Below are 24,229 nucleotides of genomic sequence, written 5' to 3' on the forward strand. Positions count from 1 at the left end.
TTCTAACGGTGAAGATCGACATCCCATAATGCGCTGTCGCTGCTCGACACGGCTATGGCACCGTGTCGCAGCGCCGTTTGTGCGTGTTCCTCGTTACAGACAAATCCTGACGCCACTATCGGCGGTAACACATTTCGGTCAGCCTGTGAGAGTAGCGGCAGCATCTGCGCGGGCATCAGTTGCACGTAATCGGGTTCGCTTTGCTCCACGGCTTTCAGGCTACGTAACCAGGTGGAGCGATCGGTGACAAAAATTTTCTGCATCGTCACCAGTCCACACTTTTTCGCGCGTTGCACGGTTTGTAAACGCGTCGAGAGCAGTCCCATTGCTCCCGTTTCGGCCACATAATCAATGCCGCCCTTATCCTGGGATAGCCCATTACAGCTGTCGATATTCACAATGACGTACTTCCCCGCCTTCGACAGGAGTTCGATCACCGGATGAAGCTTAATCAAGTCAATATTGGCAATAATGCAGACTTCCGCCTTGCTGGACAGAGCGGTTTTCAACTGTTCAATACCGTAAATCGCCATGATGACGGGCTGGCGTGCCAGGAGCACGCCAAGATTTTTGATCATTGTTGACCTGCCTGATATGAAGGAAGATCGGCGCTTAACCCCAGTTTGCCTGGGTTAAGGATATTCTGCGGATCCAGCGCGTGCTTGATATCCGCCAGTACCGACAGCGATTCGCCTAAAGAAGCCTGCATATAGGGCGAACGAAGGAGGCCGACACCATGATGGTGGCTCAGAGAAGTATTGTGTTTAATCAACACAGCATTCGCCGCGTCCCAGGCCGCACGATACCAGGCCGCTCGTTGATCAATCGCCACATCGCCACGCAGCGAGAAATAAAGGCATGCGCCGTCGATGTAGGCGTGGGACTGATGCGCAGAACCAGCCAGCGTTCCCGGCACATCGTTAATCGCAGTCACCACATCATCATATACCGCGCTGAGATCGCGCCAGCGTCCTATCATTTCAAGCGTATCCGCCACCAGGCCGGGGCTTTTTTTAAAGCCTTCTGCACTCTTGCCCGTCAGATAGCGGGTGTCCAGCCAGCGTTCAAAAATTGCCTCGCCGTCGAGTTGTTGTCCGCTGCGTTGGCACACACGTTCGCTGATAGCCAGCACCGCATCGACAATCTCAGGCTCCCCCTCATCCGCAATCAACAGGACATTGGTATCTGGTAAACCAAACTGCACGCCGCTTTCCAGGTTATCGTACAGGCGCAACGCTGCGGGGTTCGCGCCATGCTGTAAAATTTCACGGCATACCTCCAGCCCACTGGCGAAGCTGGAGAATCCCCAGGCGATAGCACGCCCATAGTCAGGTAAACGATGCAGTTTCAGACGCACACGGACAATCACCCCCAATGTGCCTTCTGAGCCGATAAACATCTGCTGTAAGTCTGGCCCCGTTGCGCTACGCGCATAGCCACCTACGGTGATTAAGCGGCCATCGGCAAGCACGACATCCATTCCAAAAACCATATCTTCAATTTTTCCGTAGCGGGTCGACAACTGCCCGGCACCACGACAGGCCACCCAACCGCCGACGGTACTGATGCCAAAAGATGACGGCCAGTGTCCCATGGTCATGCCGTACTCTTTTTGGATGGTTTGTTCAAAAATGTCGCCGAACATACCGGCTTCAACTTCTACAATCTGACTTTGTGGGTCGAAGTCGATGAGTTTATTAAGATTACAAACATCCAGCACAATGCCTCCACGCAACGGTAACGCAGCCCCGGTGACATTGCTGCGCCCAGCTGAGACAGTTACCGGAATGGCCAATTTATTCGCCAGACGCATCACATCCTGAATTTGTTCCACCGTGGAAACACGCACAATCACCCCTTTTGATGTAGCAGGGGTACCCTGGGTTTCCGCAATCATAGATCCAGCCCACCAGTCGCGGGTCCAGGTAATCACTTCTGATTCCGACGTCAGTACCTCATCGGCAATAACCCGCAGTCGGTCAAATGTCGCTTCATTCAATTCTACGGGATCAATCTGCATCCCTTTTGCACCACCACTACACTTAACATCCGTTGCCCACGTGGGGCGCGTATGTGCACCTACGGTATAATTGCCACGGTTGTAACCACGTTTAATCGCGTCTTTACTGATCATTCGGCTGTCCCCATCAATGTTGATTTTTCATGTTTAATTGCCGCCTGATAGCTGGCTATCTGCCGGGCCACCTGTTCAGGCTGGAGCTTGAGTTCTTGTTGCAGAATATTCCCCACGCGTTCCGCAGCATTCGCTGACGCATCGCGTGCCATCAGGCGGGCACGAATTCGGCGCGATAACACATCATCAATGGTGCTAGCGAGTTCATGGCGAACGGCGTACACCACCTCGGCTTCGGTGTAGGGAAGCCCTTCCACAATGGGCTTCGCCAGTAAGGGATTGGACTGGATAAGGTCACTGACAAAATGCGCTTCAGTGCCGTAGCGCTCCCCCAGGTGCGCAGACAAACCGCCCGATGCCAGAATGGCTTGCGGGTCATAGCCCGCCGCCCCCAGCAACCAGGCCGTTTTGGTTGAGCAGGCCCTTTTACGACCGAGTATTTTGCTGGCGGCATCGATGGTCTCCTCCGCCATATGGCGTGACGTCGTCAGTTTGCCGCCGACAATCGTAATCAGGCCATCCGGCGCAATCGTGATTTCATGATTGCGCTTCATCTCAACGGTCTTGCCTCCCGCCGTACCCACAAGGGGACGGCAGCCAGCGATACTGCCCACCACATCTTCCGGGCGGAGATCGGTCTTCAACGCCGAGTTCGCGCCTTCCAGCAGAAAGTCCAGTTCAGCGCGATTACAGTGAACATCATTCAGATCACCCTGATAATCTTCATCCGTGGTGCCAAGATAGGAAACGTTACCCCAACGGGTGATCGTCGCACGGCGACTGCGTCCGGCGACCGGGATAGTCACCGTGCAATCGTTGCGGATCTTCATCCATGGAATAGCAACATGTACCCCTTTGGCGGGACGGATATTCAGCGGCGATGCGTCGCCTTTTTTCAGCCCATTCCAGTCACGCAGCCAGACGCCCGTCGCCATGATGACCACCCGCGCGTTAACCTGAATTTCTCGGCCATCGGCATAGACGATGGCCCCGTTCACTTTGCCGTGCTGATTGCGCGTGGTTTCGATGACCTCCGCATGGTTGGTCACCACCGCACCGTGAAACGCTGCCGTACGCACCAATGCCAACGTGAGTCGGGCATCGTCAACACGGGCGTCGAAATACATAAAGCCACCGGATAGCTGATCTTCTTTGAGCGTCGGACAATGCGACAACACTTCCGCAGGGGTCAATTTTTGGTGAAGAATACCTTCCCGCCATCCCCCCGCGAGGTCGTAGGTCCAGAGCAGGCTTTCAAATGCCGCGGACATCCGCTTGTCGAAAACCCCATTTTTGTCGAGCACTGGGAATAAAAATGGGAGCCGTTGCACCAGATGACGGGCATTTCTCCGCATGCGCTGGCGTTCGAGCAAAGAGTGACGCACCAGTCCCAGATTTCCTTGTTCGATATAGCGCAGACCGCCGTGTACCATTTTCGATGACTTTGATGAGGTGCCTGAGGCAAAGTCACTTTTCTCAATCAGCGCCACCCGGTAGCCACGCAGGCTGGCATCCAACGCCGCATAGGCTCCGGTTACGCCACCACCGACAATCAGCATGTCGTAGGTGTCGCTTTCCAGTCGATCCAGTTGTTCAGCACGCTGGAGACGTAATGGCTCTGCACCATACATCTCACTGCAGGTTTTGTTGGGCTTTCGCGAAGGGAAAAACTTCATGAGTAAGTGTGCTCCTGATTAGCTGAGGTGAGGCTGTCGGCGGCTTCCATTTCGAGTGCAATACGCATCGCCCAGCGGTTAATTTTTTGTTCGCGAAGGTCATGACTGATTTTCGGCTCAAACAACCGCGCGGTTTTTAGCATGGCGCAGGCATCCGACAGCGAGTCCCACAGCAGCCCATTGGCACCGGCCAAAAACGCAACGCCACGTAAGCTGGCCCGCGCCGTTTCGGCCATTCGCCGCACGGGAATACCGCTTAGATCGGCCTGGATTTGCAATAACGTATCGCTATTTGATAACCCTCCCCCGACCACTAACTCTTTCGCCGATATCCCCGTTGCAGCTTCATTCGCACGAATACAGGCTGCTACTGAATGCGCAATGCCCTCCAGAATGGCGTAGGCCACCTGCGAGCGCGTGGTCGAGATTGAAATACCGTTAAGAGAGGCACGTGCGTGGGGCTGAAGATGTGGGACACGTAACCCGGTCAATGCAGGGATAAAACTTACACCACCAGAATCGGTTACCTGTGAGGCCAGCTCGCTGATTTGCTCGGGTGAATCAAACCAGTGAAGTTTCTCGCATACCCAATTCAATGCCGAACCGGTTGTGGGTACAAACGTTTCAACGGAAAAATGTGAAAGCCCTTTTTGACGGCGCGCCGTCATAGTGAGCGTACTTTCGCAGCTCTTATTCAACGGGGGAACCGTCGGTCCCATGATCAAATCCACAAAACTGCCGGTACCATGCAAACAAAATGCCTGCCCGGGTTCTGTGCAGCCAAGACCAATCGCCCCGGCAAACTGATCCCCTGCGCAGGCAAGGATTGGAACGTTAATCCCAAGTATTTTTTTGCTCGTTGAACCAAAATCATCTGCATCATCGTGCAATTTTGGCAGCAACGACTTAGGGAAATTCAGGGCCTGCAGCCATTGCAAATGATACTGATGCTCGTTGAGACAATACGCGCCTGCTGAGGTGGCATTAGTGGGAGTGGTGATACATTTTTTTTGTTCCGCCAGATGCCAAAGCAGCCAGCTATCAACAGTACCAAAGACCAACGTTCCGGCTTGATGCGCCTTCGCCACCGCAGGCGTATTGGCAAGATGATGTGAGGCCCAAAGATAAGGAGAGCGTATTCCAACCGGTCGCCCAATCAGCGGCAGCAGTTTTGCATCCCACTCAGGGGCTAGCTGGGCCAGTTCATCCGTGAAACGCGCATCCTGCCAGACCATCGCAGGAGTTAATGCTTTGCCCGTTTGCGCATCCCATAAAACGGCCGTTGAACGTTGGGTGGCAATCGCTAGCGCGACAATGCGCATATTGTTACGTTGTGCCTGTTCAATTGTTTTACGGCAAACCGTAATGGTCGCTTGCAAGATCTCATCAGCATCTTGTTCAACCACACCATGGCGTAGGCTACTGACCTGAAGCGGTTGGTACTCAAGACAGTGAACCTGGCTATTTTGCGCAACGACCGCCGCACGTGTACCGGATGTACCTTCATCAATGGCCAGAATGACATCTTTGTATTCGATCATTTCGTACCCCTATTTGATTCCGGTGCCATTGCTTCTGGATAGGATGTTTGAGGTGATTCAAACTGCGGCGCACCAGGTTCGTTATCCGGCTGAATGGAGGTACGCGTGGGATCCCACTGAATCACAAAACAGACGATACTTGCGAACAGTGGGACGGCAGACATGATCAGAAAGGTCGTTTGCAGGCCGTACAAATCACGAAAGACCGGGAAAATAAACAGCCCAAGCGCCGCGCCTATTGCACCCAGCGCACCTACCACGCCGTTTGCCCCAGCCCGCAACTCACTACGAAAAGAGAGTGAAGAAAGGCTTTTTCCATTTGCGCCGGGCCCACCAGAGTGGCAAAGGATAAACAACGCAGGCACCAGCAAAGAGGCCCATAGAGGCATACGGTCACTGAACAGCCCTAACGTCAGTAGTACAAGAAAGGCAACGGCAAAACCGATCGCCGACGAACGGCGTAACCCCAGGCGACGACCGATAGCGGGCGATAAAAAGCCGCCAACGATGCCAAAAACGTTAAAAAATAGTGAGCATAATGTTGCGTATACAAAATTTTTGCCAAACATCGCGGCACTAATAACCGGTAAATACCAGCCAACACCAAAATATTGTATTGACTGGCAAATTTGGACGGTAGAAGCCAGAATAGTACGTGGTAAATAGACGCCACGAAATATTAACAGCACATTTTTCGCACCCTTTTCAGCCTGACCAATTACGGGTTTCAGTTCTGCTTTTGGTGCTAACGCGAAATTGTCACCGTATACTTTATTCATTGCTATAACAGCTTCAGAGAGTCGGGACTTTCTCGCTAACCATACGGGACTTTCGACTAGATAACGGAACTGGAAAAACAACACAATTAATCCACATAATGCTGTCACGGCAATAGAATAACGCCAGATAGCATCACCGACTCCCCAGGAATAAAACATAAGTGCCAGTGCAAGATTTAAACAAACTGCGACATACCAGACCCCTTGCCAGGTATTTAAGCGGCTTTTGAGCTTCGCTGGCGTAAACTCCGCCAGCATAGCCATGGCCACAGCAAAATCCATACCGTACGAGACGCCAACAAAAAAGCGGCCCACGATTATCATGCTGAAACTGGGGGATGACATCACCAACAGAGCGCCAATCACCGCCATTATTTTGGCAATAATCAGCGGTGGCACACGACCCCAGCGATCGGCAATCCAGCCGCCAATGGGATTAAACAGGATGGCAACCCATGATGAAAATGAGGTAAGCAATGCAACTTCAGTCGCACTGAGATTTAAATTGCGAGTCATTGGATTTAATCCAGCACTCAGTGCTGAATTTGAGAAAGCATCAAGAAAAAGACCACCTAATGCCAACCACCAAATAATACCAGCTCGGCCACTTATCTTTTCTTGGGCATCAATGCAGTGAATAACATCATCAACACCGCGAATTTTTATCGAATTTGAGAATGAGCATGCGGACATGGCTTTCCCCTTCATTATATTAGGAAGAAGGCCGCCATTAGCTAACAAAACGCAATAAGAGACCATCTTAATTTCACAGATAGTCTCTTATCTAAAATCTGTATTTTTCCACTTTAGAAGGTAACCAAAAATGTGTCAAAGTGACTTTTCAGGCTGATTTCGATTTTGTGACATGTAGCGCAATTGTTAACAATTCATTGCAAGATAAACCGTCATGAGCCATTTTGCCGTTTCCAGCAGAAGGGAGCATCGCTGTGGCTGTACGTAGCCGCTGCGCTGCTGGCTGATTTGCGCTGGACGTACGCCGAACTCCCATTGCAATATCTGCCCCAAATAGGGGTTGAATACGCAGTCCATTTTTAGCATAAATTTCACAGCCAACAATAAAAACATTAAAATTCATCTAGATAGAGCCACCCACATTTAATCTTGATTATTTAAAATGCTAATTTTTCGTTATGTCGATCACATTCGCATCAAAAGAATGGTGATCTTAAAATAAGTTTTAAATATTGTGGTCAGGCCGCTAGACCACAATAAGAGGATATATGATGAAAAGAAAAACAATGGGATGGCTTATCGTTTTTCTTCTTTTTATAGTTTACATGCTTAACTATATGGATCGTTCAGCATTGTCGATCACCGCCCCACTCATCGAAAAGGAATTAGGGTTTAATGCTGCCGAGATGGGTATGATATTCAGTGCATTCTTTGTGGGTTATGCACTATTTAACTTTATCGGTGGCTGGGCCAGTGACCGGTTTGGTCCCAAGACCGTATTTTTGGTCGCCGCACTACTTTGGTCCATATTTTGTGGGATGACCAGCCTTGTCACCGGATTATGGTCAATGCTTGCCGTACGCGTCTTATTCGGCATGGCTGAAGGGCCGGTCAGTTCTGCGGGTAATAAAATTATCAACAACTGGATTTCGCGTAAAGAATCGGCGACTGCAATTGGTATTTTCAGCGCAGGTTCGCCGTTAGGTGGCGCAATTTCCGGTCCGGTGGTTGGCCTGTTGGCTCTTTCATTAGGCTGGCGTCCGGCATTCGGGATTATCTTCCTGTTTGGTTTAGTCTGGGTATTACTCTGGTACTTCATTGCCAGTGATAAACCCTCAAAAAGTAAACATCTTGCCCCGGAAGAACGTGTCGATTTTGAAAACCATGACGACATCCTCTTAGTGGGCGATGGTAAAGCAACGCCTTCTCTTGGCTACTACATGAAGCAGCCGATGGTGTGGGCAACGACGCTGGCGTTCTTCAGCTATAACTACATACTCTTTTTCTTCCTGACCTGGTTCCCAAGCTATTTAAACCACTCTCTACACCTTGATATTAAAGAAATTAGTATTGCAACCGTGATCCCTTGGGTGATTGGTGCCATCGGTATGGTTTTGGGCGGCGTATGCTCTGACTTTATCTATCGCGTCACGGGTAATGCCCTGCTTTCTCGTCGCCTTATTCTCGGCGTGTGCCTGGCTGGAGCGGCAATCTGTGTGGCGGTTTCCGGTACGGTTACCACCATCGGCAGTGCCGTCGGATTGATGTCAGTCTCGTTATTCCTGCTGTATTTAACCGGGCCAATTTATTGGGCAGTTATTCAGGACGTCGTGCACAAAGATAAAGTCGGTAGCGTCGGCGGGGCCATGCATGGACTGGCAAACATCTCCGGAATTATTGGCCCATTGGTTACCGGATTCATTGTTCAGTTCAGCGGTAAATATGATTACGCATTCTATCTGGCTGGTGCTATTGCCATTGTTTCCAGCTGTCTGGTATTCGTATTTGTCAAAAACAAAGGATTAAAAACAAATGAAAGTAAAAGCTATCTGCATCAATAAACCTGGTGAAATTGAAACCCGTTGGGTGGATTATCCTGAAAAGAAAAATAATGAAGTGCTGATTAAAGTCGATGCTGCTGGAATATGTGGTTCCGACATTGGTGCATTCCGTGGAACAAATCCATTGGTTACGTATCCACGTATTATTGGGCACGAAGTCACTGGTATTGTTATTCAGCAAGGCAATGGTATGCCAGCCAATATTAAAGAAGGTGACCGCGTTATTGTTGACCCCTATATTTATTGTGGTCACTGTTACCCCTGTTCGGTAGGCAGAACAAACTGCTGCGAAAATCTAAACGTGATTGGCGTACATATTGATGGCGCAATGCAGGAGGTGGTTGCTCACCCCGCACATTTGATTCACAAAATTCCTGATAACGTCGCCTCAGAGATGGCACCGTTGGCAGAACCACTGACTATCGCACTGCATGCCTTGCATCGGGCAAAACTCACGGCCGGGGAGCATATCGCCATTATTGGCGCAGGTGCGATAGGTCTGATGGCGGCACTGAGCGCATTGCGCTACGGTGCGATGCCTATTCTGATCGATATCGTGGACGAACGACTCGAGTACGCAAAATCGCTGGGCGTACCTTACGTCATCAATCCGTCGAGTACCCCGGTTGTTGAAGCGATAAAAGATATTACGCAGGGGACGATGGCGCAGGTTGTGGTCGAAGCATCTGGTGCCAACAGCGCAATTCGCGAAACGCTGGATCTTGCTTCGTTTGCGGGTCGTATTGCTTTTACCGGTTGGCCGAAACAGGAAACATCGTTACCCACTAACCTGATCACCTTTAAAGAGTTGGATCTGCGCGGATCGCGTACCAGTGCAGGCGAATTCGAAGAGGCGTTACAGATGCTGGCCACCCTGAACATTAATCCTGCGGATGTCGTCAGCAAGGTGGTGAATATTGATGACGTACCTGCCGCCGTGAAGGAGCTCGATCAATACCCGGAACGCTATCTAAAGATCAATGCGACCTTTCATTAATTTTTCCAGGAGATACAGCGATGGAACAAACCTGGCGTTGGTATGGCCCGAACGACCCCGTGTCGTTGGCCGATGTTCGTCAAGCCGGAGCAACCGGAGTCGTCACTGCGCTGCACCATATTCCAAACGGTGAAGTCTGGCCCGTAGAAGAGATTCTCAAACGCAAAGAGATCGTGGAGAAAGCAGGGCTGGTCTGGTCGGTCGTGGAAAGCGTGCCGATCCATGAAGACATCAAGACCCACACGGGCCAGTACTATCTGTGGATCAAGAATTACCAGCAGACGCTGCGCAATCTCGCCCAGTGTGGCATCTTTACCGTGTGCTACAACTTCATGCCGGTTCTGGACTGGACCCGTACCGACCTGGAATATCAGTTACCCGATGGCTCAAAAGCCCTGCGTTTTGACCAGATTGAGTTTGCTGCCTTTGAGTTACACATTCTCAAACGTCCAGGCGCTGAAGCGGATTACACTACTGAAGAGGTCGCTCAGGCGAAGGAACGTTTCACCACCATGAGCGAAGAGGATAAAGCTCGACTGACGCGAAATATCATTGCCGGTCTGCCAGGTGCCGAGGAGGGGTATACGCTGGACCAATTCCGTCGCCACCTTGCCACCTATAAAGATATCGACAAAGCGGCCCTGCGGGAAAATTTCGCCGTGTTTCTGAAAGCCATTATCCCGGTAGCGGAAGAGGTGGGTGTACGTATGGCGGTTCATCCGGACGATCCACCGCGCCCGATTCTTGGCCTGCCGCGTATTGTCTCCACTGTAGAAGATATGCAGTGGATGGTGGATACCGTAAACAGTATGGCCAATGGTTTTACAATGTGCACAGGGTCTTACGGCGTACGCGCAGACAACGATCTGGTTGATATGATCGCCCAGTTCGGCCCACGGATATACTTTACGCACCTACGTTCGACACAGCGCGAAGAGAATCCCAAAACCTTCCATGAGGCTGCGCATCTTTCCGGTGATGTCGATATGTACAGCGTGGTGAAAGCGATAGTCGAAGAAGAACAGCGACGTAAAGCTGAAGGCAACGCCTCGCCTATTCCCATGCGGCCAGACCATGGCCATCAGATGCTTGATGACCTGAAAAAGAAAACCAACCCAGGGTATTCCGCTATTGGTCGCCTTAAAGGCCTGGCTGAAGTCCGCGGCGTTGAGCTGGCTATCCAGCGCACCTTCTTCAGTCAGTAGCCTCATTGCCGCATGGTGTTCCCGCCATGCGGTTTCTCACATTCAGTCAGGCCCTCTCTTTATCAACGACAATCATCAATGACAGGAGTTTGTCATGGACACGCATCTCACCACCGCCCAGATTTCCACCCCACGCCCACGCTGGGATCGTTCACGCCTCGTGTCCCGCATCGTGCATCTTGGTTGCGGAGCCTTTCACCGCGCCCATCAGGCGCTCTATACACATCATTTGCTGGAAAGCAGTGACAGCGACTGGGGTATCTGTGAGGTCAACCTGATGCCCGGAAACGATGCCACACTGATCCACAACCTGAAGGCACAAGATCTGTTGTACACCGTTGCCGAGCGCGGAGCGCAAGGCACCGAACTTAAAATCATTGGCTCGATGAATGAAGCGCTGCATCCTGAATTTGACGGTTGTCATGCCATTATCCACGCTATGGCACGTCCAGAAACGGCCATCGTTTCGCTGACCATTACTGAAAAAGGCTATTGCACAGATGCCGCCAGCGGCGAGCTGGATCTGAACCACCCGTTTATCCAGCACGACATTGTTCACCCGCATTCACCCAAATCAGCAATAGGTTATATCGTCGAAGCCCTCGCACTACGCCGCCAACAGGGATTGAAGGCTTTTACCGTGCTGTCCTGCGACAACGTGCGAGAAAATGGCCACGTCGCAAAAACCGCTGTCCTGCGGCTGGCAAACGCACGCGATCCGCAGTTGGCCGAATGGATAACCGCGCATGCGACGTTTCCGTGCACAATGGTGGATCGCATTGTTCCGGCGGTAACGGAAGAGACGTTAGCGCAAATCTCCGACCAGTTAGGCGTTTACGATCCCTGTGCCATTGCCTGCGAGCCGTTCCGCCAGTGGGTCATTGAAGACAACTTTGTCAATGGACGCCCGGACTGGGATCGCGTAGGTGCACAATTTGTGGCTGATGTGGTGCCTTTTGAAATGATGAAGTTGCGCATGCTCAACGGCAGTCACTCTTTCCTGGCGTACCTTGGCTATCTGGGCGGTTATGAAACGATTGCCGATACGATGACCAATCCGGCGTACCGCAACGCTGCACTGGCACTAATGCTCAATGAACAGGCGCCGACGCTGTCGATGCCCGAAGGTACAGACCTGGCGGGTTATGCTGAATTATTGATCGCGCGGTTTACTAATCCGTCGCTGAAGCACCGGACCTGGCAAATTGCGATGGACGGCAGCCAGAAATTACCGCAGCGCTTGTTGGACCCCATTCGGCAGCATCTGGCGCAAGGGAATGATTATCGCCACCTGGCACTGGGCGTTGCGGGCTGGATGCGCTACGTCAGCGGCGTGGATGAGAAAGGCAATCATATTGAGGTTATCGATCCACTGGCGGCGCAGTATCAAGCTATTTATCAACATTATCCATCCATTGAAGAACGTGTTCAGGCGCTGCTGGCAATCGACACCATCTTTGGGCGGGACCTTTGCGATAATGCTGACTTTATCGAACGCGTTACCGCTGCCAGTCAGCAATTGCACAAAATGGGGGCTCGTGCAGCGGTAGCCAGCCTGCATCAATAAACCGTGGCGATCAAAGACCCACTATCTGTCTGACATACGCCAAATGTTCCAGCGATCTCTGATAAGCTCCGTCAGCGTCAGCCTGGCGGATGGCATCCACAATCGCTTTATGCTGTGTATTCATGCTGGTCAATACATCCCGATTGCCGGAACGTTTATCCAGTCCGGCATACGGGATGTTAACGCGCTGTTCCCACAACATCCGCGACATATCGAGCAGTACGCGGTTCTGGCTAGCTTCTGATACAGTCAAATGGAACTGCTTATCGAGGGAATAAAAGCCATGAACATTATTTTCGCTAATGGCTTGTTCCATGCTGAGATACAGCGCGTCAAGCTGGCTAATGAGTTCATCTTTTCCGGCTTCTGCCGCAAGGCGCGCGCAGTGACTGTCCACCAGCTCACGAGAGTAGAGTATTTCTTCAATGGTATAATCGCTGGCGGAATGCTTTTTATCGGCAACAATAACGCCATTGCCGGACTGGATGGTGATCCATCCTGAAATCTCCAGCACAATCAGCGCTTCTCTAAGCGATGCGCGGCTTACACCCAGTTGCTTCGCCAGCTCACGTTCGGGCGGCAAGAAACTTCCCGGAGGAAAGATGTTATCGTTGATAAGCTTAATGATGAGATTGGCTATCTTTTGATAGAGCCGCTCCTGTTTCACCTCAGGAATAACCATGAGCCTCCCGTTCCCTTATCTGTGCAATTTTTAACTGATCCATCATATCATTCCTGGAGTTAAGAAACGCACGCCAGAGTCCGTTCGTTGTATCACATATCACTATGATATTTTTCTTATTGTGTACAGGCTGGCTGTTTCAATCCCCGGACACTAAATCCTGCGCACACGCCCAGGCGCTCGACCATGCCCACTGGAAGTTATAACCACCCAGCCAGCCGGTGACGTCCATCACTTCGCCAATGAAATAAAGGCCCGGTACTTTGCGGGCTTCCATGGTCCGTGAAGACAATTCGTTGGTGTCTACTCCGCCCAGCGTCACCTCTGCCGTACGATAACCTTCCGTGCCGTTTGGCTGCACGCGCCATTCGGTCAGCGTTTCCACCAGCGTTTGCTGATCGCGTACGTTAAGTTGCTTCAACGTCACGTCAGGGATTTGCCCCAACTGTTGCAAACACTCCACCAGTCGCTTCGGTAATTGCATCGCCAGCGTGTTCTTCAGACTCTGATTGGGGTGCGCGCTGCGCTGTTCATCGAGGAAGTTTTCGAGATCCACATCTGGCAACAAATTAATGCTGACAAACTCGCCCGGCTGCCAAAAACTGGAAATTTGTAAAACGGCCGGGCCTGACAGCCCACGGTGCGTAAAGAGCAGGTTTTCACGAAATACGGTGCCGTCTTCGGCGGTAATGACAGAGGGAACAGACACGCCGGAGAGCACCTGAAGCTGGTCAAGCAGCGGCTTATGCAGCGTAAAAGGCACCAGACCCGCACGCGTTGGCAGCACATTCAGGCCAAACTGTTCGGCAATTTTATAACCAAATGGCGTCGCACCCAGACCCGGCATAGAAAGCCCGCCGCTGGCAATCACCAGTTTCGTCGCACCAACGGTTGCGCCGTTGAGCTCCAGCGTAAAGCCCTCATCATCCCGTGCGACGCTCAGAACTTCGCTACGTAAGCGCATCGTAACGTTACCTTTTTCGCATTCCGCGACCAGCATATCGACTATTTGCTGCGCGGAGTCGTCACAAAAAAGCTGGCCGAGCGTTTTTTCATGCCAGGCAATACCGTGTTTGCCGACCAGTTCGATAAAGTCCCATTGGGTATAGCGTGCCAGTGCTGACTTACAGAAATGAGGGTTTTGACTCAAATAGGCCGCAGGTTCGACATAAAGATTGGTAAAGTTACAGCGCCCTCCGCCGGACATGAGGATCTTGCGACCGGGCTTTTTACCATTATCAATGAGCAGTACGCGACTCCCAGCTTGTCCTGCCTGCGCGGCACAGAACATACCCGCTGCGCCAGCGCCTATAATAACGGTATCAAACCTTTCCACGTTGCGATCCTCTCTAAAAAGCGGGCGTGAATTGTAAAGATTCCTCAGTGGCCGCACCAGCACCAAACCATCAAAAATAGGTATTTATCTGAATTCTATAAGATAATTCTTTAGTGGTGTCATACAAAGCAGGAGACAAATCAAAAAAACTCTATATTTCACTTTGCCCGCGCCGCCAAAGTCACTGATAATGCGCCGCGTTCATGTCCTCAAAATGGCGTAACGTCCTATGCTACATTTGTTTGCTGGCCTGGATTTACATACCGGGCTTTTACTCTTGCTTGCTTTGGCTTTTGTTCTGTTCTACGAAGCAATTAACGGCTTCCATGATACAGCCAATGCCGTCGCTACCGTGATCTACACCCGTGCCATGCGTTCGCAATTGGCGGTGATCATGGCTGCGGTGTTTAACTTCTTTGGTGTTTTGCTGGGCGGTCTCAGCGTAGCGTATGCCATCGTGCATATGTTGCCAACGGATCTGCTGCTCAACATGGGTTCATCACATGGCCTTGCCATGGTGTTCTCTATGCTGTTGGCGGCAATTATCTGGAACCTGGGTACCTGGTACTTTGGTTTGCCTGCATCCAGCTCCCACACGCTGATTGGCGCGATTATCGGTATTGGTTTAACCAATGCATTGATGAACGGCACATCGGTCGTGGATGCACTTAACATCCCGAAAGTGATGGGTATTTTTGCCTCTCTTATCATCTCGCCGATTGTCGGTCTGGTGGTTGCAGGCGGCCTGATCTTTTTGCTGCGTCGCTACTGGAGCGGTACTAAAAAACGTGCCCGTATTCACCTGACGCCAGCAGAGCGTGAAAAGAAAGACGGCAAGAAAAAGCCGCCATTCTGGACGCGTATCGCACTGATCCTCTCCGCAATCGGCGTAGCGTTCTCTCATGGCGCAAACGACGGGCAGAAAGGCATTGGTCTGGTCATGCTGGTACTGATTGGCGTAGCACCTGCCGGTTTCGTGGTCAATATGAACGCTTCCGGTTACGAAATTACGCGTACCCGCGATGCCATCAACAATGTCGAAACCTTCTTCCAGCAACGCCCTGATCTGCTCAAGCAGGCGACCGGCGTAGACCAACTGATTCCGTCACCGGAAGCCAGTGCTGCAACGCCGACAGAGTTCCATTGTCACCCGGCTAACACCATTAACGCACTGGAACGTGCGAAAGGTATGCTGGCGAATCTGGAAACCTACGACAAGTTAAGCGTCGATCAGCGCGGTCAGCTGCGCCGTATTATGCTGTGCATTTCCGATACCACCGATAAGGTCGTGAAACTGCCTGGCGTAAGTAACGACGATCAGCGTCTGTTGAAGAAACTGAAAACCGACATGCTGAGCACCATTGAGTACGCTCCGGTGTGGATCATCATGGCCGTTGCGCTGGCTCTGGGCTGCGGTACGATGATTGGCTGGCGTCGCGTGGCAACCACTATCGGTGAGAAAATCGGTAAGAAAGGCATGACCTATGCTCAGGGTATGTCGGCGCAGATGACGGCCGCCGTCTCTATCGGTCTTGCAAGTTATACCGGTATGCCGGTTTCCACCACCCACGTACTCTCCTCTTCCGTTGCGGGGACGATGGTTGTTGACGGTGGCGGCTTGCAGCGTAAAACAGTGACCAGCATTCTGATGGCCTGGGTCTTCACCCTGCCTGCGGCGATTATTCTTTCCGGGGGGCTGTACTGGCTCTCCCTGAAGCTAATCTAAGCGAATAGGCAATAAAAAAGCGGACCTGCAAACAGGTCCGCTTTTTTTTACACTGTCATCAGGTTCAGTGCCAGATAATCAGCGCAACCATACTGATTAATACCAGTCCACATAACGAACTGGTGAGAATGAACTGACCGCGCACGCGCTCACAGCGGCGAATAAACTCATCATCATGATGATCGCGATAGCGCTGGGCGTAGATATACCACACCAGCCGCATCTGCTTGTTGGGTTGCCCATGCGAGGTAAAAAAGCCTCCGCCATCAACATACTGGTAAAGCAATGGATCGCAACCACGAAGTACCACTAACAGTGCGCGTAACGACGAGAAATAGCGCGCCATATTAACAATGCAAACGACACACAAAGCCCAGAATAACGCAATGGTGCTTATCATACCCCCTCCCCGGCGACCCGCCCACGGAGCTCCTCTCCGGGACTACCGCTCCCCGATACCCTACCAAACTATGCAGTGAAGAGTGCTACCGAAACCGCTCGTGTTAGTGTCACGCATCCGAGCGCCTCTCTAGATAGTGTAGGAGATTAGTTAATTTTTTTGCCAGAAGGTTAATCACTATCAATACAATTAACTGAAAAATTTGTTTAACTACTTGGCAAGCAAGGCGGATTGACGGATTATCCCGGTCGCTATAATGTAAGGATAGTCCCTATAGGGTACGTCTTTACGACTGGGCTAGCCCCGCGCGTAAGGTCCGCAGGATGCGGATGACGCGGCGGCAAACGATCGCCAGAAGGCTAGTCATCGACAACTTATGGAAGGAGTAACACTATGGCTTATAAACACATTCTCATCGCGGTTGATCTTTCTCCGGAAAGCAAAGTTCTGGTTGAAAAAGCGGTCTCTATGGCGCGGCCTTACAATGCAAAAGTTTCCCTTATCCACGTTGACGTAAACTATTCCGACCTGTACACCGGGTTAATCGACGTAAATCTGGGCGACATGCAGAAACGTATTTCTGAAGAAACTCACCACGCGTTAACCGAGCTGTCCACCAACGCAGGCTACCCCATCACCGAAACCCTGAGCGGTAGCGGCGATCTGGGCCAGGTTCTGGTTGATGCCATCAAAAAATACGACATGGATCTTGTCGTGTGCGGCCATCACCAGGATTTCTGGAGCAAGCTGATGTCCTCTGCGCGCCAGCTGATCAACACCGTTCACGTCGACATGTTGATTGTTCCGCTGCGAGATGACGAAGAAGCATAAAATGCTAGCCGTCGGGGTGTAACCCGCCCCGCTGCAAACATTTAAGCCTGTAAGCGCCCGCCTGTGCGGGCGTTTTTGTTTTTGTGCCTTTCATACAAATCATTACACCTCAGTACATCAATCCAACAAATAAATCATAATTAGTGTGATCAACTAATTGGATCGAAAACTATCTCTATAATACTCTACCCGCGCGGCTAATTTCCGCAGTCTATAACAAAATAAGACTTTTTCGGCGCGTTTTAGATTACGCGTTCATACTTTTCGGGATGGCTTTGAAAGGCGAAGGAATATGAATACACGAGCACCTACGGGCTTGCTGCAGCAACCTCGTCCGTTCTTCATGATCTTTTTTGTAGAATTATGGGAACGATTTGGCTATTACGGCGTTCAGGGCATCCTGGCGGTATTTTTTGTCAAACAACTCGGCTTCTCTCAGGAACAGGCGTTTATCACCTTCGGTGCGTTCGCTGCGCTGGTGTACGGCCTGATCTCCATTGGCGGCTACGTTGGCGACCACCTGTTGGGCACCAAGCGCACGCTGGTTCTCGGCGCTATCGTGTTAGCCATTGGCTATTTCATGACCGGAATGTCGCTGCTGAAACCCGACCTGATTTTTATCGCGCTGGGTACCATCGCCGTGGGTAACGGGCTGTTTAAAGCTAACCCGGCAAGCTTGCTGTCAAAATGCTATCCGCCAAAAGACGCCCGACTGGACGGCGCCTTCACCCTGTTTTATATGTCGATTAACATCGGTTCCCTGCTATCACTGTCGCTGGCGCCGGTGATTGCCGATAAGTTTGGCTATGCGGTGACTTACAACCTGTGTGGCGCGGGACTTATCGTTGCACTGCTGGTCTATTTTGCCTGCCGTGGGATGGTGAAGGACATCGGTTCTGAGCCGGACCATAAACCGCTGGTATTCCGCAATCTGCTGTGTGTACTGGCCGGTACCGTGGTGATGATATTCGTGTGTGCCTGGTTGATGCACAACGTGAAAGTTGCCAACCTGGTGCTGATCGTCCTGTCGATTATCGTCACCATCATCTTCTTCCGTCAGGCATTCAAACTGGATAAAACCGGGCGCAATAAGATGTTTGTGGCCTTTATCCTGATGCTGGAAGCAGTGGTGTTCTACGTGCTGTACGCGCAGATGCCGACATCACTGAACTTCTTTGCCATCAATAACGTGCACCATGAAATTCTCGGTTTCGCCATCAACCCGGTGAGCTTCCAGGCATTGAACCCGTTCTGGGTGGTGCTTGCCAGCCCGGTACTGGCAGTGATTTATACCCGTCTGGGCAACAAAGGCAAAGACCTGACCATGCCGATGAAGTTCACGCTCGGTATGTTCCTGTGCTCGCTGGGTTTCCTGACCGCTGCCGCCGCCGGTATGTGGTTTGCCGATGCGCAGGGGCTGACCTCGCCGTGGTTCATTGTGCTGGTATATCTGTTCCAGAGTCTGGGTGAGTTGCTGATTAGCGCCCTGGGGCTGGCCATGGTCGCCGCGCTGGTGCCGCAGCATCTGATGGGCTTTATTCTGGGGATGTGGTTCCTGACCCAGGCTGCAGCGTTTCTGATGGGTGGCTACGTGGCAACCTTCACCGCCGTACCGGAAAACATCACCGACCCGCTACAGACGCTGCCTATCTATACCAACGTCTTTAGTAAAATCGGTCTGGTCACGCTGGCCGTCACGGTAGTGATGACGATTATGGTGCCCTGGCTGAACCGGATGATTAATACGCCAAATACCGAGCAATAATCTTCAGTGCCGGATGGTGGCTAACGCCTTATCCGGCCTACATTCATAATGCCCGATACGCCTTGCGCTATCGGGCATTTTCACGCGCTATCCTTTACGGGCATCGATCCAGTCCTGCACTTCAACGACAAACGTATCCGGTGCTTTGCGGTACATCTTACGCGCCAAATCCAGGATTGTGTGCTGACCGAGCGCCTCTTCCATACGCTGCTGCGCCATGTCCATCACTGAGCGCACGCCGCAAATTCCTTCGCAGGCCCACTCCGGCGGATGTTCCTCAAAAACCGCTAAGCGCTGGCGGATTTCACGGCATTCGAAGATGCGCTTGTCACCGTCAATGGCGTTGACCACGTCCAGCACCGTGATGTGCTCGGCGGGTCTCGCGAGCTGAAAACCACCGCCCTTTCCTTCACTGCTACGCACCAGTCCGGCCTTCGACAGACGGGTGAATATTTTCGCCAGATAGTCATACGGCACGCTTTGCAGCTCAGCAATTTCCCGTACGCTCATATCCCGCGCGTCACCCTTACTATCAACCATACACATCAGGCTATGGATGCCGTACTCAACCCCGGAACTGTAGAATGCCATGCTCTTATCTCAGCCAAAATTAATCTGAGTTATTGTAGCTTTTTCGGCTTATATATTCCAGAAGTGAAAAATATGCCTTCGTTAATTAAAATAATAATTAATTATATATCATATAGATATCCACAAAATGACGCATAAGCAAGCATGGTTATATGAAATTACATTGCAATCTTTAACTACGACAAATAAAATCCGAGTAAATAATTCATCGTCACCAGTGAGAAACGCCAATGCGTAAAAAAATTCTGATCGTCGGCGCCGGATTTGCCGGTATGTGGGCAGCATTAAGCGCCGCACGACTGGCGGATAAAAACCAGCAGCCCATTGATATTACCGTTATTGCGCCACAGCCAGAGCTGCGCGTGCGCCCGCGTTTTTATGAGAATGATGTCCAGACGCTGGTTGCGCCGCTGCAGCCACTGTTTGATGTCACCGGCGTGAACTTCCTGCGCGGCACGGTAACGCAGCTGCTTCCACAGTCCAAAGAAGTGAGCTGGACGGACGCGACGGGCCAGAAACACCTCCACAGCTACGACCGGCTGATTCTGGCCAGCGGCAGTGAAGTTAATCGCAATAGGGTTGCCGGCGCTGCGCAGCACGCCTTCGACCTCGATCAGCTGGAAAGCGCAACCGTACTGGAGCAGCATCTGAAAGATCTCGCGCACAGACCAGAAAGCGAGGCGCGCAATACCGTGGTGGTCTGCGGCGGCGGCTTTACCGGGATCGAAATGGCGCTGGAATTACCGGGTCGCCTGCGCGACATTCTCGGTGCTGATGCTAAGACCAGAGTAGTCGTAGTTGAACGCGGCCCGCAACCGGGTGCACGCTGGAGCCAGGAGCTGCGCGATGTGATCGCCGAAGCCTCCGCTGAACTGGGTGTGGAATGGCGGGTCAATGCAGAAGTCGAAAGCGTGGATGCGTCCGGCGTGACGCTGAAAGACGGGCAGACGATTGCATCACAAACCGTTATCTGGACGGTCGGCGTGCAGGCAAACGGCTTAACAGCACAGATCGACGCCCCGCGCGATCGTCAGGGCCGCCTGCATGTGAATCCCCATCTGCAGGTTGTAGGGCATGAGGATATCTACGCAACGGGTGATGTGGCCTACGCCGCCACCGATGACAAAGGCAATCACGCCTTAATGACCTGCCAGCACGCCATTCTGTTGGGCAAATTTGCCGGGAACAACGCTGCCGCCAGCCTGCTGGATGTGGCGCCACTGCCGTACCGCCAGGAAAACTACGTCACCTGTCTGGATCTGGGGGCATGGGGTGCAGTGTATAGCGAAGGCTGGGATCAGCAGGTGAAACTGACGCGCGCAGAGGCGAAGAAACTGAAGCGGTCAATCGTCAGCGAGTTGATTTATCCGCCGAAAGCCGACCGTGCGGTCGCCTTTGAGATTGCCGATCCGCTGGCACCGTTTGTGTAATTGATATTGCCGGATGCGGCTAGCGCCTTATCCGGCCTACAAACAATCCACCATCGGGCATTTATCGACGGCGCTGCCGGATGGCGACGCGACGCGTCTTATCCGGCCTACGGTGTTCCGGCGTAGATATCAAACCGATGTCCTTTGGTCACCACCGCGTTCGGTGTGGCGACATCCGCCAGCGGCGGCGCGTAGTCCGGCCGCTTCACCACCACACGTTTGGTGGCTAACTGGCGCGCAGGCTCCAGCAGGCCATCAGCGTCCAGATCCGGCCCTACCAGCGACTGAAACACGCGCATCTCCTTCTTCACCAGCGCGCTTTTCTGCTTATGCGGGAACATCGGGTCGAGGTACACCACCTGCGGGCGCGGGGTGATATCGGTGAGCGCCGTCAGGCTGGATGCATGAATTAACTGCAAACGCGCCTGCAACCACGTGCCAATTTCCGCATCGGCATAGCCGCGCGCCAGGCCATCGTCGAGCAACGCCGCCACTACCGGGTTACGTTCCAGCATCCGTACGCGACAGCCCACGGAGGCCAGCACGAACGCATCGCGTCCCAACCCGGCCGTCGCGTCCACCACGTCCGGCAGATAATCGCCTTTCACGCCAACGGCTTTCGCCACCGCTTCACCGCGACCGCCGCCAAATTTACGCCGATGGGCCATCGCCCCGCCAACAAAATCAACGAAGATGCCGCCAAGCTTCGGCTCATCGCGCTTGCGCAGTTCCAGATGCGCCGGTGTCATCACCAGCGCCATCAGATTGTCTTCATCGTGTTCCAGTCCCCAGCGGGCAGCCAGAACAGATAAGGCGCCGTCTCCGGCGCCCGTTTCATCCAGTAAACAAATTTTCACGCCAGTTTTCAGCCCTTGATGCCGTAATGGTCCAGCATCGCATCCAGCTGCGGTTCACGGCCACGGAAGCGTTTGAACAGCTCCATAGGCTCTTCGGAACCCCCGCGGGTCAGGATGTTATCGAGGAACGACTGGCCAGTTTCACGGTTGAAAATCCCTTCATCTTCAAAGCGGGAGAAGGCGTCCGCCGCCAGCACATCAGCCCACAGGTAGCTGTAATATCCCGCCGCATAACCGCCGGCAAAAATATGGCTGAAAGCGTGCGGGAAGCGACCCCATGTTGGGCCCGGCACCACGGCAACCTGCTTTTTAATCTCCGCCAGGGTGTCGAGAATTTTCGCCCCTTGCTGCGGGTTAAACTCAGTGTGCAGACGGAAGTCGAACAGACCGAACTCCAGCTGACGCAGGATGAACAGCGCCGCCTGGTAGTTTTTCGCCGCCAGCATTTTATCCAGCAGTTCTTTAGGCAGCGGCTCACCGGTTTCATAGTGACCGGAGATAAACGCCAGCGCTTCCGGCTCCCAGCACCAGTTTTCCATAAACTGGCTTGGCAGTTCGACAGCATCCCACGGCACACCGTTGATACCGGAAACACCGGCCGTTTCGATGCGGGTCAGCATATGATGCAGGCCGTGACCGAACTCGTGGAACAGGGTAATCACTTCATCGTGGGTAAACAGCGCCGGCTTGCCGCTGACCGGACGGTTAAAGTTGCAGGTCAGGTACGCGACCGGTTTTTGCAGCGTGCCGTCGGTTTTACGCATCTGCCCGACGCAGTCGTCCATCCATGCGCCACCGCGTTTGTTTTCACGCGCATAAAGATCCAGATAGAAGCTGCCGCGCAGTTCGTTGTGTTCGTCATACAGCTCAAAGAAACGCGCTTCCGGGTGCCAGACGTCAACATCGGTACGCTCTTTGGCAGTGATGCCATAAATACGCTTAACCACTTCGAACAGACCGTTTACGGCTTTGTTTTCCGGGAAGTACGGGCGCAACTGCTCGTCGCTGATACTGTACAGGTGCTGTTTCTGTTTCTCGCTGTAGTAGGCGATATCCCACGGCTGCAGCTCATCAACGCCAAACTCTGCTTTGGCGAAGGCGCGCAGCTGGGCCAGCTCTTTTTCACCCTGCGGACGGGCACGTTTTGCCAGATCGGTCAGGAAGTCGAGCACCTGCTGCGGATTCTCGGCCATTTTAGTGGCGAGAGATTTAAAGGCATAGCTTTCAAAGCCCAGCAATTGAGCCAGCTCGTGGCGCAGCGCGAGGATCTCTTCCATCACCGGGCTGTTGTCCCATTTGCCCGCATTGGGCCCCTGATCGGACGCACGGGTGGAGTAGGCGCGGTACATTTCTTCACGCAATGCCTGGTTGTCGCAGTAGGTCATCACCGGCAGATAGCTCGGGATATCCAGCGTCAGCAGATAACCTTCCTGCTCTTTGGCTTCGGCCTGGGCTTTTGCTGCCGCCAGCGCACTTTCCGGCATGCCAGCCAGCTCAGATTCGTCGGTGATCAGTTTGGTCCAGCCCATGGTGGCGTCGAGCACGTTGTTGCTGTACAGGTTGCCAAGTTCAGACAGGCGGGTCGCGATTTCACCGTAGCGCTGCTGTTTTTCTTTCGGCAGGCCGATACCAGAAAGCTCAAAGTCACGCAGGGCGTTATCGACGGCTTTTTTCTGCGCGGTATTCAGAGTGGCGTAATGGTCACCTTCACGCAGATCGCGGTACGCCTGGTACAGGCCTTCATGTTGCCCAACCCAGGTGCTGTACTCAGACAGCAGCGGCAGCGTTTGTTCGTAGGCTTCGCGCAGTTCCGGGCTGTTTTTCACCGAGTTCAGATGGCTGACCGGAGAGAAGATACGCCCCAGGACATCGTCCACTTCCGCCAGCCGCTGGCAAAGATTTTCCCAGGTATATGGCGCCCCCTGCGCAACCACGCGCTCGACGTTTTCGCGGCAGTCGTTCAGCGCCTTAGTGACGGCGGGTACAACATGCTCCGGCTGAATTTTGGAAAACGGCGGCAGTTCGAAGGGAGTCAGCAATGGATTGGTCATTAGCGCAGTCCTGTAGAAAAGAGTGAATGAAGCGCGCATCCGGCGCTGTGCATATTATTTGTAGAATGGGGTTAAGTGTAGAGGATTTCAATGCCAGGCGTTGCGCTTTCGCGGCAGTGACGACTTT

The 24,229-nt window shown here is 52.6% G+C and carries 20 protein-coding genes; 8 read left to right on the forward strand and 12 right to left on the reverse strand.

Features of this window, described 5'->3' with window-relative positions; all coding sequences use genetic code 11:
- Positions 1-2 precede the first annotated feature (2 nt).
- The 6 genes from QNN86_RS09750 to QNN86_RS09775 form a co-directional block, all read right to left on the reverse strand.
- On the reverse strand, positions 3-578 hold the full coding sequence (locus tag QNN86_RS09750; protein ID WP_181618360.1) for a glycerol-3-phosphate responsive antiterminator: 576 nt from the start codon (positions 576-578) through the stop codon (positions 3-5).
- Positions 575-2,134, reverse strand: coding sequence for an FAD-binding oxidoreductase (locus QNN86_RS09755; protein ID WP_414211012.1), 1,560 nt, complete (start codon positions 2,132-2,134; stop codon positions 575-577). The genes QNN86_RS09750 and QNN86_RS09755 overlap by 4 nt, the downstream gene beginning before the upstream one ends.
- Positions 2,131-3,810 (reverse strand): FAD-dependent oxidoreductase, encoded by a 1,680-nt coding sequence (locus tag QNN86_RS09760; RefSeq protein ID WP_414211013.1) that lies wholly within the window; start codon positions 3,808-3,810, stop codon positions 2,131-2,133. Before QNN86_RS09760 ends, QNN86_RS09755 begins: the two co-directional genes overlap by 4 nt.
- Positions 3,807-5,351, reverse strand: coding sequence for an FGGY family carbohydrate kinase (locus QNN86_RS09765; RefSeq protein WP_182270776.1), 1,545 nt, complete (start codon positions 5,349-5,351; stop codon positions 3,807-3,809). Before QNN86_RS09765 ends, QNN86_RS09760 begins: the two co-directional genes overlap by 4 nt.
- Entirely contained in the window at positions 5,348-6,823 is a 1,476-nt protein-coding gene (locus tag QNN86_RS09770) for an MFS transporter (RefSeq protein ID WP_181618356.1), read from the reverse strand. The genes QNN86_RS09765 and QNN86_RS09770 overlap by 4 nt, the downstream gene beginning before the upstream one ends.
- A gap of 148 nt (positions 6,824-6,971) precedes the next feature.
- Complete coding sequence (locus tag QNN86_RS09775; RefSeq protein WP_181618355.1) at positions 6,972-7,226, reverse strand: hypothetical protein; 255 nt, start codon at positions 7,224-7,226, stop codon at positions 6,972-6,974.
- 148 nt (positions 7,227-7,374) lie between these two features.
- Between QNN86_RS09775 and QNN86_RS09780 the strand changes: the two genes are divergently transcribed.
- The 4 genes from QNN86_RS09780 (at position 7,375) to QNN86_RS09795 (ending at position 12,433) form a co-directional block, all read left to right on the forward strand.
- Positions 7,375-8,664, forward strand: coding sequence for an MFS transporter (locus QNN86_RS09780; protein WP_182270887.1), 1,290 nt, complete (start codon positions 7,375-7,377; stop codon positions 8,662-8,664).
- Positions 8,636-9,661 (forward strand): zinc-binding dehydrogenase, encoded by a 1,026-nt coding sequence (locus QNN86_RS09785; protein WP_182270775.1) that lies wholly within the window; start codon positions 8,636-8,638, stop codon positions 9,659-9,661. Before QNN86_RS09780 ends, QNN86_RS09785 begins: the two co-directional genes overlap by 29 nt.
- Positions 9,662-9,681: 20 nt before the next feature.
- Positions 9,682-10,866 carry a mannonate dehydratase gene (gene uxuA / locus QNN86_RS09790; RefSeq protein WP_181618352.1) on the forward strand — a complete coding sequence of 395 codons (1,185 nt, stop codon included), beginning with the start codon at positions 9,682-9,684 and terminating at the stop codon, positions 10,864-10,866.
- A gap of 94 nt (positions 10,867-10,960) precedes the next feature.
- Positions 10,961-12,433, forward strand: a complete 1,473-nt coding sequence (locus QNN86_RS09795; protein ID WP_181618351.1) for a fructuronate reductase — start codon at positions 10,961-10,963, stop codon at positions 12,431-12,433.
- Positions 12,434-12,443: 10 nt separating this feature from the next.
- On the opposite strand, the gene QNN86_RS09800 is transcribed toward QNN86_RS09795, so the two are convergent.
- Positions 12,444-13,115: a FadR/GntR family transcriptional regulator gene (locus tag QNN86_RS09800; RefSeq protein ID WP_181618350.1), complete on the reverse strand. Its 672-nt coding sequence runs from the start codon at positions 13,113-13,115 to the stop codon at positions 12,444-12,446.
- A gap of 139 nt (positions 13,116-13,254) precedes the next feature.
- A complete protein-coding gene (locus tag QNN86_RS09805) occupies positions 13,255-14,451 on the reverse strand; it encodes an NAD(P)/FAD-dependent oxidoreductase (protein ID WP_279277549.1) in 1,197 nt (398 codons plus the stop codon).
- Positions 14,452-14,680: 229 nt separating this feature from the next.
- Here QNN86_RS09805 and pitA point away from each other — a divergent pair, with 229 nt between their 5' ends.
- Positions 14,681-16,177, forward strand: a complete 1,497-nt coding sequence (pitA, locus tag QNN86_RS09810; RefSeq protein ID WP_135323972.1) for an inorganic phosphate transporter PitA — start codon at positions 14,681-14,683, stop codon at positions 16,175-16,177.
- A 64-nt stretch (positions 16,178-16,241) separates the two neighbouring features.
- On the opposite strand, the gene uspB is transcribed toward pitA, so the two are convergent.
- Entirely contained in the window at positions 16,242-16,577 is a 336-nt protein-coding gene (gene uspB / locus QNN86_RS09815) for a universal stress protein UspB (RefSeq protein WP_096759190.1), read from the reverse strand.
- Positions 16,578-16,970: 393 nt separating this feature from the next.
- Between uspB and uspA the strand changes: the two genes are divergently transcribed.
- Together uspA and dtpB are read left to right on the forward strand one after the other, a co-directional pair.
- Positions 16,971-17,408, forward strand: a complete 438-nt coding sequence (uspA, locus tag QNN86_RS09820) for a universal stress protein UspA (protein WP_003023368.1) — start codon at positions 16,971-16,973, stop codon at positions 17,406-17,408.
- Positions 17,409-17,700: 292 nt separating this feature from the next.
- Positions 17,701-19,173 (forward strand): dipeptide/tripeptide permease DtpB, encoded by a 1,473-nt coding sequence (dtpB, locus tag QNN86_RS09825; protein WP_414211015.1) that lies wholly within the window; start codon positions 17,701-17,703, stop codon positions 19,171-19,173.
- 87 nt (positions 19,174-19,260) lie between these two features.
- Here dtpB and QNN86_RS09830 read toward each other — a convergent pair whose 3' ends face one another.
- A complete protein-coding gene (locus QNN86_RS09830; RefSeq protein ID WP_115257233.1) occupies positions 19,261-19,764 on the reverse strand; it encodes an RrF2 family transcriptional regulator in 504 nt (167 codons plus the stop codon).
- A 230-nt stretch (positions 19,765-19,994) separates the two neighbouring features.
- Here QNN86_RS09830 and QNN86_RS09835 point away from each other — a divergent pair, with 230 nt between their 5' ends.
- Positions 19,995-21,194: an FAD-dependent oxidoreductase gene (locus QNN86_RS09835; RefSeq protein WP_182270772.1), complete on the forward strand. Its 1,200-nt coding sequence runs from the start codon at positions 19,995-19,997 to the stop codon at positions 21,192-21,194.
- Between the two features lie 107 nt (positions 21,195-21,301).
- Here QNN86_RS09835 and rsmJ read toward each other — a convergent pair whose 3' ends face one another.
- A complete protein-coding gene (gene rsmJ / locus QNN86_RS09840) occupies positions 21,302-22,051 on the reverse strand; it encodes a 16S rRNA (guanine(1516)-N(2))-methyltransferase RsmJ (RefSeq protein WP_181618345.1) in 750 nt (249 codons plus the stop codon).
- Positions 22,052-22,059: 8 nt separating this feature from the next.
- Positions 22,060-24,102: an oligopeptidase A gene (gene prlC, locus QNN86_RS09845; protein WP_414211017.1), complete on the reverse strand. Its 2,043-nt coding sequence runs from the start codon at positions 24,100-24,102 to the stop codon at positions 22,060-22,062.
- Positions 24,103-24,229 lie beyond the last annotated feature (127 nt).

Source organism: Citrobacter sp. C348 (assembly GCF_047467975.1).
GTDB lineage: Bacteria > Pseudomonadota > Gammaproteobacteria > Enterobacterales > Enterobacteriaceae > Citrobacter > Citrobacter gillenii.